Here is a 10,820-nt window from a genome sequence, read left to right on the forward strand (position 1 = left end):
CGGAGGCATCGGCTTCACCTGGGAGCACGACGCGCACCTGTTCCTCAAGCGCGCCAAGGGGTCCGAAGCCCTTCTCGGAAGCCCGTCCGCACACCGCGAACTGCTCGCGGCGGCCCTCGGGCTGGGCGCCTAGGAACGCCGGTCAAGTAGTACGGGACCCGTCCGCAACTACCCGCACGAGCCATGATCCAAACGACTTTGTCGGTGTGCACGCTTGTCGGTCAAATTGGCGTACACATCGACAAGGTCGCGCCGATCTTCTCGATGGCCGGCACTCATCGACGCATGTCACCGTTCGCCAAGCCACGTATGGTTACGTGACCGGCGCTCCAGTTGTTCTGTCCCGTGAGGCTGGGGATACGGCTGACGGACGGATGACCTCCGAACGCGGTGTGGCAGCGCTGGTGATTGTAGGTGTGCAGCCAGCCGGGCAGCGCAGCACGGCGTTCGGTCTCGCTGGTGTGGACGCGGGCGTAGGCCCATTCCTCGAGCAGGATCCGGTTGAACCGTTCCACGGTGGGATCAGCGGGGCAGGGCGACGCCCGCCGCCTGGCGATCCCACGTCGCCTCCGTGTTCGGTCTGTCACGCAGCTCGAACTTCCGCACCCGCAGTGTCTGGGTCTTCGGCAGCTCGGCAACCACTTCGACGAACCTCGGGATCATGAACCGCGGCAGCCGCGGAACAAGGAAGCCAATCAAGTCAGCTGGATCGACGACGCGGCCTTCGACGGGGACGACGAAGACCTTGACCTCGTGCTCGCCGAACTCCGCCGGCACGCCGACGCACGCGACCTCAAGGACATCCGGGTGCGCCATCACCTCGGCCTCCACCTGGAAGCTGGAGATGTTCTCGCCCCGCCGCCGCAGGGTGTCGCGCATGCGGTCGACGTAGAAGTAGTTGCCTTCCTGATCGCATCGGAACGCATCGCCGGTGTGGAACCAGCCGTTGCGCCAAGCCGCCACCGTGGCCTCGGGCCTCCGGAAGTAACCGACGTTCATCTCCCATGGCCGGTCCGTGCGGACCACCAGTTCGCCTATCTCACCGATGGCCACCGGCAGATCATGTTCATCGACGATACGCAGCTCAACGCCGGGCCGTGGCCGCCCGACACTGCCCGGCACGATCTCGGCCCCGGGCAGCACCAGCAGCGGTGAACTGATCTCTGTCTGACCGTAGACGGAGCACAGCTGTGCCACACCGAACCGTGCGCGGAACGCGACGGGGTCGGCGACCATCGGGGCCAGTACGGCTACCCGCAGCCGGTGCGCTCGCTCGGCCGCGCTCGGTTCCCGAGACAGCAGGAACGCCGCCATGGTGCCGACGAGCAACGCATGGGTGGCCTCGGTCTCCGCGACGACATCCCAGTAGCGGGAACCGGCGAACTGCTCCCGCACCGCCATACTCGCCCCTGCGGAAAGGCAGACCAGCGCGGTCATCTGTCCGCTCACGTGGAACAGCGGAGTGTCGACCAGCCAGCGATCGGTGGCGCTCAGACCACCGGCCTCACCCATGGCGTTGACCCCGCCCATGTACGTGGCGAGATACGGGGTCAGGACGCCTTTGGCCGGACCGGTCGTGCCGGAGGTGAAGTTCACGGCGTGCACGTCCCAGGGTTCGAGGGGCGGGTCGAGCACGGGTTCCGTGACGGTCCCGGCGCGCAGCTCAGCAGGGGACACCGGGACGATGTCGAGCCCGAGCCCGGCCAGCCGCTCACCGAGGACACCGTCGGTGACGATCACCGAAGCGCCCGACTCGGCACAGACATGCCGGAGACTCTCCCCGCGGTAGGCGACGTTCACGGTCACCATCACCGCGCCCAAGGCGCTGGTCCCCCACCAGGCGCGCAGCCAGTCGAGCCCGTTCGGCAGAAAGAGCAGAACGTGATCACCGCGGCCGACTCCACGTGCCGCCAGTGCCGTCGCCGACCGATAGGCTTCGTCAAGAGCCTGCGCCCAGGTCCATCGCTCGCCATCAGGGCCGAGCACGCAGAGCGCATCGGGCCGTTCGGCAGCGTGTCGTTCCAGAACAGCTCGGGTTACCACGCGGTCGCGGGCGGGAAGCGTCTGTTCTGCCGACGCTGCTGGGTGCAACGACGCCGTCATGCCGTCTGACCGCGCCGTCTGTTCATCGACACCACCCCTCATGCCGGACGGCGCCAGAACGCGGCCAACTGGACGGCGGCAGCGCCCAGCCCGATCCCCGCGGTCAACAGCCCGCGACGCACGCTCGGGTGGTCGTCAGCATGCTTGAACAGACGGTCCACACTGAACCGGCCCGGGCCGAGTGTGCTCAGGGCCACGGCGGCGGCGGCCAGGTTGAGCACGTACTCATAGCCCTCCGCGGTAATAAAGAAGCCGTTGCGGACGTGCACGGAACGGGCGGCCACCCCCATGGTCCCAACAACCGCCGAGGCGGCCAGGGGTGTGCCGGCCCCCACCAGCAGTGCGCCGCCGGCGCCAACCTCCACCACGGCGGACAGCCGTGCCTGCAGCTCCGGCTCGCGGAACCCGATCATCTGGAACCAGTCCGCGGTTCCCTGGATCGTCCTGCCATGCTTGACTCCGTGCGCGATCATTGTCGTGCCGACTGCCGCACGCAGGATCAAGCTCGTCATCCCTGTACCCACCGATGTGCCTCTTTCGAAGGCCGGACGGCCATTCACTGGATCGGAAACGGCCTGTGCACCTTGATGACTTCGGTGGAACCTGGATCCCACGGGATCTCGTAACGAACGAGATCATCCTCCGTCAAGGACTCACGAATAGCCTGCTGCGCCTTCCATGGCAGGGTATGCATCATTTTCATGACCCGGTCCTTGCGCCGCTGAACGGCGCGCCGCTCGGGTAGGCCGGCACTTGGTTCGTACTGCGGGTCGACGAACGTGATGTCGTCCCGTGCCGCGGCTCCCTGCTCGCGCAGCTGCGCCATCTCAGCTTGCATCTGCGCCGAGTCCTTCTCCTCCGACATTCCGATGGGCCCGGCTCGGCGGCCCTGCAGGAACTGTTGGACCACGGGTTCCTCCGAAGTCAGCAACACCTCGCGGGGACCAAACATTACGAGGTTACGGCGGAACAGCATCCCGATGTTGTCCGGCAGCTGCCGCGCCGTACCCAGGTGATGCGTGACGATCAGGAACGTCGAATCCATCTGAGCGTTCAGGTCGACGATGAGCTGGTTGAGATAGGCCGTACGAACCGGGTCGAGTCCCGAGTCCGGCTCGTCGACGAGCACGATCTCCGGATCGAGCACGAGCGCTCTGGCCAGACCGGCGCGCTTGCGCATACCGCCGGAGATCTCTCCGGGGAGCTTGTTCTCCGCGCCTGTGAGCCCGACCAGATCGAGTTTCTCCATGACAATCCTACGGATTTCGGTCTCGGACTTACGAGTATGCTCCCGCAGCGGAAACGCGGTGTTGTCGTAGACGTCCATGGAACCGAACAGCGCACCGTCCTGGAACAGCACACCGAAAAGCTTACGCAGCTCATAAAGCCGATTCTCGGAGCATCGGATCAAGTCGGTGCCATGGATGATTATACTACCTTTTTCGGGCTTCAATAGACCGATGATAGACTTGAGTAACACCGATTTTCCAGTGCCCGACGGCCCGAGCAGCACGCTGATCTCGCCCGGGGGCAGGGTCAGCGTGACGTCACTCCAGATGTTCGCCTTGCCGAACGACTTGCTTAGATTCCTGATCTCGACTTCAACACCGGTCATCGATCCCCCTATACGTGGCACTACACAGTGAGCGTCGGCGTTCACACCGGGGTGAGCTCGGCGACCAGCCACTGCCCACTGACCCGCTGGAGGGCCATCCGGACCCGGCTACCGTTGAGTACGGGATTCTTGCTCGCCACCGATTGCGTAGTCTGGTTGAGGAAGAGCAGCATGGTCACCTTGTCGGGACTGTCAGCGGAGATGACCGAGGACGCCGCGACGCTCGTCTGGGTCGTCACCTGTTGCTTGACCGCTGCTGGCATGACGGTGTCCCGCATGAGCGCGGAGTACTCGTCCCTGAAGTGCCCGGTCAGCAGATCGTCACGTTTTCCAAGATCGGACACTGAAGAACGGTAATCGTAGGACAGCAGGGTCACAGCCATCTTCTCGCCGGCCGTCCTACCATCCGCCCTGGCCTGCTCGACCGTGTTGTGCCGATCGGTCGCCAGCACCAGGATGCCCAGCCCAACGGCGAGTACGACCGTGAGCGACCCGAGCCCGATGAGAACCGTTCGCGGATACCGATGCGCGGTTCGCCAGATTGCCCGGGGGTCTCCAATCGCCACCATTTTCCGTAAGGCTTTCCGTAAGGCCCTCACGGCACGAAATCCACTCGTGAGACCAGCCAGGATCCGTCGCCGTGATGTTCCATCTGTAGCGCCATTCGGTAGGTTCTGACCTCGCCGTTCGGCACCGCCGTGTTCCGCACGGTGGACTGCACGGCCAGAATAATGTGTGCGATGCTCGCGTTGATGTCCTGTACGCCGGCCTCGGTAACCTGGCCGGTCGTGACGACCTGGTTCTGTTTGACGATATCGACGTAGGAATCGAGGTTCTGGGTGAACAGATTGCGGAAGTCACCGGTCGCGCTCGAGACGAGCCTGTTGACGTCCGCGTCCGCGGTGCCAAAGTTGATCGAGGTCAGGTTCAGCGCCACCTGACGAGCGGCGGCCACGGCATCGGCGCGACGGGCATCGACGGCGTGGCCGTTCTGCCAGCGCAGACTGAACACAACCGTGGTGGCCACAAGTACGACAACAAGCACCGACAATGCCACCAACGCTATCCGGAACGCCCGCCCCCGCCTGAGCGGACGCGATCCTTTGGCCGCGGATGCCAGCGTCACCGAGACCGGATCATCGCTGACCGGACCGTCCGGATTCGGGAGCTCGCCGCCACCCTCATTGTCCACGAATGCCTCGTCCGGCTGTTCTTCGGCGAGTGTCCGGACCTCGTCTCCGGTCTTCGCGTCCCTGGTCGTGGACCTGGGATTGCTTTCCCTCGTATCTTCGGCGGGTTCCTCGGCACCGTGTTTCGGCAGGGCCGCCGGCGCGTCGTGGGTCAACAACGTCACCGCTCGGCCGGAGCGATCAGTAGTCCTTGCCATGTCAACTCCCTCTGCTGAGGCGGTGGTGATCCGACGACCCCGAGCACCGTGAGGGGACCCTCGAGGACAGTGATCCCGCCGAGACCGGTCTCGCCGGGAACGAACACGCCTTTCCCTGTAATCGGCTTTTCGCCATCGCCCCGGCACCCCTGGATCGTCCCTGCTCGCCGTCCTGGTGGAGAACCCGGCTCGAAGCACTGCAGGTTGCGCGCTCCCCGCGTCACTCGCGGGTCGTTCTGGGGCAGCTTGCAGTACGAGTTCGCAGGCAGCTCTTCATCGCTGATGATGCTCGACGGACGCGGACCGCCCGGCTGGCCCTCCGGTACCCATCCGTCCATGCACACCGGTGGGTTGACGTTGGTCTCGAGGTTGAACTTGAAGACCCCGGGCGAGAGGTACTCGGGGGCCGTCGTGAGGTTCTCGACTGTCAGCAGCGGATACACGACGAGGATCTGCTCGATGGGAGCGTGGTAGGCCTTCGCCAGCTTGGCCAGCACGTCGCTGCTGCTGAGCAGGGTTGGCGTGGTCAGGCTCAGCTGCTGGAGAAGGTCGCCTGCCCGTCCAGCCGCTGGGGGCACATTCGCCAGCATCGCCCGGATCTGCGGGTCGTCCTTCGCGAGCGTGCCGGTGAATGACGACAGGTCATCCGCCCATTGCCGGATGGACGGATCGCTCTGCCGGATGGCGTCCAGCAGAGCCGGGGCGTTCTGGATCAGCTGCCGGGTCGGCTCGTAATTGGTGTCCGCGGCGTCCAGCAGTGCCCTGGTGTTGTCGGCCAGCCGCCCGAGATCCGGACCAAGTCCGTCGAAGGCCGCGGCGGCCTCGTCGAGCACGGTGGTGAGACTGTGTGGGTTCAGCGACGTGACGAGGTCGTCCACGCTGTCGAGCACGGACGCGATCGGGGGCGGAGTGCTGGTCTGCCGCATGTCGATCCGATCTCCGTGCCGGATCGGAGGGCCGGGGTTCGCGGTCGGGACGAAGTCGACATACTGCTCGCCGATCGCCGAGACGCTGTGCACCTCGGCCCGGCTGTCGCGCGGCGGGGCCTTGTCCTTGTCGATGGACAGCGTTGCTCGGACTCCCGTCGGGACGAGGTCGATCTTCTTGACCTTGCCGACGGTATAGCCGCGGTAAGTAACGTTCGCGTTGGGGTAGAGGCCCCCGGTCGACGGGAAGTCGGCCGTCACCTGGATCTGGCCGACGCCCAGGAGCGTCGGAACCCGGAGGTACACCAATGCGATCATGAGTGTCGCGGCCAGGGTGAGAATCGCGAACGCCACAAGCTGGAAACGCACGAATCTGGTGATCATCGGCCTGTTCCCCCGCCCAGGAGCCCATTGAGGAGGTCTCCGAGACCGCTGTTCGGTTGCTGTGTCGGGGACGGCGTCGGCGAAGGCTGGGCTGGCGGCCTGGCTGGTTCCACCCCGCGTTGATCCGCTGGTACCGGCTTGGTGCCGCCTTCGAGTGCCGGCCCGGTGACGCCGGGGACGCCGTTCGGCAGGACCGGCGCCGTCAGCGGGTTCACTGCCTGACCAGCCACCCCCATCCCGGCCGCGAGCAATTTCTCTATGTTGCCCAGCTGGCCCGCGAACGGCGTGCCGGTCAGGAAGTTGCGGTCGAGTGTGCCCAGGGTGAGGTCGAGGGTCATGTAGAAGTTGGCGAAGTCGCCCTTGATGACGTCGCCGAACGTCTTGAGTGGGAACAGGGCGGTCCCGATCATGTCCAGGGAATTGGTCAGGGACTGGCCCGCGTCGGCGAGCCCCTTCAACGAAGGCCCCAGGTTGTCGATGTTCTGGGCCAGCGCGTCACCGCCCCGGCTGACCACGTCGTGTGCGGCGTCGCCGAAGTTCGACAGCGACTGCAGGGTGTTGACCAGATTGATCCGCTCCCGGTTCAGCACGTCGAGTGCGGGGGGCAGGTTGTCGAGCGCGGACTGGATCTGCCCGTTGTAGGACGCCAGATTGCCGGCCATCCGGTCGAGCCCGTCGATCGCGCGGACGATGTCGCCCTTTTGCTTGTCGAGCCCGGTGACAAACGTGTTCAGCTGGGTGAGCAGATCACGGAACTGTGGTTCCCGTCCCCCGAGTGCCCGGTTCAACTCCGTGGTGATCGTCTTGAGGTTCGCAAGCCCGCCACCGTTGAGCAGCAACGCCACCGAGGCCAGGAGGTCCTCGGTGCCGGTGTACTTCCCGGTCTGCGCGAGCCCGAGCGTCGAACCCGGCGCGAGCCTGCCGGTCTCACCCTCCGCGGGACGGTCGAGCTCGATGTACTTCGCGCCCAGCAGGCTAGCCTGACCCACCCGAGCCGTCGCGTTCGCCGGCAGCACCACGTCGGGGTTGAGCCTGATCGTGACGAGGGCGTGCCATCCGTCGAGCTGGATGGACTTGATCGTCCCCACGTTGATGTCGTTCAGCCGGACCGGGTTGTTGGGCACCAGATCACCGACATCGGCCATCTCGAGCTTCACCTCGTAGGAGCCCGGCCGCGAGCCTTCCGAACCGGGCAGGGTGAAGTCGTTGAGCCCCTGATAATTACAACCAGTAAGCACGAGGCCCGCGGCCATGGCAAGGATGGGCCAGCGCAGCAGCCGCCTCATCATCTGCCTCCAGACGGCGGGACGAGCAGACCACCCAGGCCGGGCAGGCCCAGGTCGGGCAACAGCCCCTGGTTGTTCGCGGTGGCGTTCGGCGGTGGGTCGACGCCCGGCCGTTCGGTGGGGCCACCGCCGCCGGGCACTACGAGCGGGTTGACGCCGATGGGCGGCTGCTGGACGCGCAGGACCTGCAGCAGCGGGGCCAGGTAGTTGGCACAGGCCGCCGCGGCGTCGCCCGGGTTCTGGGTGAGGTTGACCGCGTAGGCCGAGCACACCAGGTCGGCGGGGTTGTTGAGGTTGTCCACGGCGAGAGCGCCGGTGTAGGCACCGCTACGTGGCGAGAAGATCTGCCAGAGGTTGGTCAACGTGTTCGGCCCGACGTGCAGCACCTGGGCGATGTCATCACGCATGCCGGCCAGGCTCCGGGTCAGCTGACCCAGCTGATCGACCGAGGTCTCCAGGGGTTGGGCGTTCTCCGCGAGGAACTGGTCCACCTGTACCGCGGCGTCGTTGACTCCGGTGATCGCCTGAGTGAACGCGTTCCTGTTCTCGTCCAGCACCTCGGACACCGAGCCCAACTGGTTGTTGAACTCGACGATCTGCTGATCGACTGCGCCGAGGGCCGTGACGAAGGTTTGCAGGTTCCGCACGGTCGCGAACAGATCGTCGCTGCCGGAGGCCAGAGTTTGCGCCGCCGCCGAAGCTTCCCTGATCATTGCGTTGAACTTCGCGCCCTGGCCGTCCTGCGCATTCCTGGCCATTGTGTCGAGGAATCGGCCCAGCACGCCCTGACTGCCGTCAGGAGCAGGCCCGAAGGCCGCCGAGACCTTCTCCAGCTCGGACTTGAGGTCGTCGAACTCCAGCGGTGACGCGGTCCGCTCCAGGGGAATGGTGCCCCTGTCGGGGAACGTAGGCCCGCCGTTATAGGCCGGGGTCAGCTGCAGGAAGCGGGTCGCGACCAGTGTTGGTGAGACGATCGCGGCCTGCACATCCGCCGGGAGCTTGTACTTGCTGTCGTAGCTGAAATCCACTCGGACCCGGCCAGGCTCGGGACTGATCGCAGTGATCTCACCGACGTCGACACCGAGGATCCGTACCCGGTCTTTCGGGTAGATGTTCTTCACGCTCGCGAAGTAGGCGGTACCGGATCTGTGCCCGTTAAGGACGAAAAAGGAGAAGGCGCCGGCGGCGATGGCGAGCACCGCCAGGAGGGAAACGATCCTACGCCTACCCTGGGTGGCGCCCATGAAGCGTCGCATGATCAGTTCACTCCTTGACCAATGACCTGGCCGAGCGGTGGAACAGGCAGGGATGGCGCCGGCTGCTGCGGGAACGGCGACGGAACGGCCAGCCCCGGAATGAACTGTGCCGTCGGGAAGACTCCCAGTCCGCCCACATCGGCGACACCGGTGAAGAACGGTCCCGAGGCGATGCCTTCGCCGAGACCCGTGATGAAGGTCGAGACCCGCTGGATCGCGGAGATGATGTTACCCTCGTTGCTCCGCAGAATCCCGATGGTGTGGTTGAGCTTGTCGAGTGCTGGCTTCAGCTTGTCGCGCTGCTCGCCGGTGAAACCCACGATTTCGTTGGTGAGCTGGACAGTCCGGTTGAGCAGTTGCTGGATGGTGTTCCGCCGGGCGTTGAGCTCGGCCAGCAGGAGATTACCGTCCTGTACGAGCGATGTGAGCTGCTTTGACGTGCCCGCCAGTACTCCGGTGACCTGCTGCGCGTGCTGGAGCAGCTCCCACAGCGCCTGGTCTCGGGAGGCCACCGTATGAGACAGACGCGTGATCCCCTCCATGGCCGGGCCGATGTCGCCGGAGGTCTGCGCGAAGGCCTGGCTGAGCGTGTCGAGCGCCTGACCGGCGTCATCGACATTGATCTCGCCTGTATGCCGGGTCAGATCCTCGAGGCCCTGCGTGAGGCTGTATGGCGCCTGTGTACGCGAGGACGGGATCGCATCGCCCGGAGACATCTTCCGGGTGCCGGTGGAGACAATCCCGAGTCGCCGCTCGCCGAGCAGGGTCTCGGTCTTGATCTGGGCGGTCGACTGGTCACGCAGTATCACGCCTTTCGCGGTGAACGTGACCTTGACCTGATTGCCCTTCAGTCCGACATCGGTGACCTTGCCGATCTTCGTGCCCGCCATCGTCACCGTGTCGCCGGCGCGGAGGCCGCCGGCCTCGGTGAACATCGCCGAGTAGCTGTCGCCGGCGATGATCGGCAACGCTGCCAACTGGAACGACCCGTACAGCAGACCAACCAGCGCCGCGATGCCGACCACCGCGATCGTTACCGGGTTGCGCTCCCGAAATTTGATCATCATCGCGCACCACCGCTCAACTTCTGCTTCTGTTCACGCTGTGCCGGGGTTTCCAGTGGAGCGGTCCCGAACTTGCAGCGGTCCGCGTTGGGGGCCGGACCGATGTAGGGGGTGTAGAACGGTTGGCCGTTGGGGCCGGTCAGTTTCAGTCGCAGCGAACACACGTAGAGGCCGTAGGTGCTGCCTCGCGCGCCGAGTCGGCCGATGCGCAGGTAGGCGCCGGGCAGCATGCTCAGGGCCGCGTTGATGTCGGCTTCGCCTGCGTTCGCCTGCGATGCGGCTCGGTCGAGCTGGGTGACGGTGTCGCGCAGCGGCCCGCGGACCTTCGTCAGCAGATCGCTGAGGGAGGTCACGAGCTGGTTCGAGCCGGCGAGCGAGTCGCCGAGCCGGCCGCGATCGTTCGCCAGGCCGCTGACCAGCGTCTGGAGCCGGTCGATAGTGACCTTCAACTGCGGCCCGTGCTGGTCGAGCGTGCCGAGCAGGATGTTGAGGTTGTCCACCAACTGCCCGATCACCACGTCACGGTCCGCGAGAGTGTTCGTCAGCGACGCCGCTCGCTTCAGCAATGAGTCGATCGTCCCGCCCTGCCCCTGGAACACCGACACGATCTCGGTGGACAGGCTGTTGATCTGGTCGGGAGCAAGGCCTTCGAACAGTGGGTTGAATCCGGCCAGCAGCACATCGAGGTCCAGTGCGGGAGCGGTCTGCCCGATCGGGATCATGCCATTCTTGGCTAGTGGCGCGGATGGCCCGTCCCCCTCCTGGATCTCGAGAAACCGGTCACCGGTGAGGTTGAGGT

At 65.5% G+C, this 10,820-nt stretch carries 10 protein-coding genes and 2 pseudogenes; 1 reads left to right on the forward strand and 11 read right to left on the reverse strand.

The window, feature by feature from the left end; all coding sequences use genetic code 11:
• Window positions 1-133 (forward strand): annotated as a pseudogene (locus tag NBW84_RS10500) (acyl-CoA dehydrogenase family protein); the annotation flags it as partial.
• A gap of 142 nt (window positions 134-275) precedes the next feature.
• Here NBW84_RS10500 and NBW84_RS10505 read toward each other — a convergent pair.
• The 11 genes and pseudogenes from NBW84_RS10505 to NBW84_RS10555 all read right to left on the reverse strand — a co-directional run.
• A pseudogene (locus NBW84_RS10505) lies at window positions 276-515 on the reverse strand (integrase core domain-containing protein); the annotation flags it as partial.
• Between the two features lie 7 nt (window positions 516-522).
• The gene (locus NBW84_RS10510; protein ID WP_445548688.1) at window positions 523-2,145 is read right to left on the reverse strand and encodes an AMP-binding protein; all 1,623 of its coding nucleotides are present in this window, start codon (window positions 2,143-2,145) and stop codon (window positions 523-525) included.
• Window positions 2,142-2,615 carry a DoxX family protein gene (locus NBW84_RS10515; RefSeq protein ID WP_047221742.1) on the reverse strand — a complete coding sequence of 158 codons (474 nt, stop codon included), beginning with the start codon at window positions 2,613-2,615 and terminating at the stop codon, window positions 2,142-2,144. Before NBW84_RS10515 ends, NBW84_RS10510 begins: the two co-directional genes overlap by 4 nt.
• 44 nt (window positions 2,616-2,659) lie before the next feature.
• Window positions 2,660-3,718, reverse strand: a complete 1,059-nt coding sequence (locus tag NBW84_RS10520; RefSeq protein WP_445548167.1) for an ABC transporter ATP-binding protein — start codon at window positions 3,716-3,718, stop codon at window positions 2,660-2,662.
• Between the two features lie 41 nt (window positions 3,719-3,759).
• A complete protein-coding gene (locus tag NBW84_RS10525) occupies window positions 3,760-4,287 on the reverse strand; it encodes a hypothetical protein (RefSeq protein ID WP_250284051.1) in 528 nt (175 codons plus the stop codon).
• A 26-nt stretch (window positions 4,288-4,313) separates the two neighbouring features.
• On the reverse strand, window positions 4,314-5,072 hold the full coding sequence (locus NBW84_RS10530) for a hypothetical protein (protein ID WP_250284053.1): 759 nt from the start codon (window positions 5,070-5,072) through the stop codon (window positions 4,314-4,316).
• Window positions 5,069-6,415 (reverse strand): MCE family protein, encoded by a 1,347-nt coding sequence (locus NBW84_RS10535; RefSeq protein ID WP_250284055.1) that lies wholly within the window; start codon window positions 6,413-6,415, stop codon window positions 5,069-5,071. Before NBW84_RS10535 ends, NBW84_RS10530 begins: the two co-directional genes overlap by 4 nt.
• Entirely contained in the window at window positions 6,412-7,704 is a 1,293-nt protein-coding gene (locus tag NBW84_RS10540; RefSeq protein WP_250284057.1) for an MCE family protein, read from the reverse strand. The genes NBW84_RS10535 and NBW84_RS10540 overlap by 4 nt, the downstream gene beginning before the upstream one ends.
• Window positions 7,701-8,957 (reverse strand): MCE family protein, encoded by a 1,257-nt coding sequence (locus NBW84_RS10545; RefSeq protein ID WP_250284059.1) that lies wholly within the window; start codon window positions 8,955-8,957, stop codon window positions 7,701-7,703. Before NBW84_RS10545 ends, NBW84_RS10540 begins: the two co-directional genes overlap by 4 nt.
• 2 nt (window positions 8,958-8,959) lie before the next feature.
• Window positions 8,960-10,024 (reverse strand): MCE family protein, encoded by a 1,065-nt coding sequence (locus tag NBW84_RS10550; RefSeq protein ID WP_250284061.1) that lies wholly within the window; start codon window positions 10,022-10,024, stop codon window positions 8,960-8,962.
• Window positions 10,021-10,820 (reverse strand): MCE family protein (locus NBW84_RS10555; protein WP_250284063.1); only part of this gene is annotated, 800 nt, incomplete at its 5' end. The genes NBW84_RS10550 and NBW84_RS10555, both read right to left, overlap by 4 nt.

This window comes from Protofrankia sp. CiP1_Cm_nod2 (assembly GCF_920664355.1).
Lineage (GTDB): Bacteria > Actinomycetota > Actinomycetes > Frankiales > Frankiaceae > Protofrankia.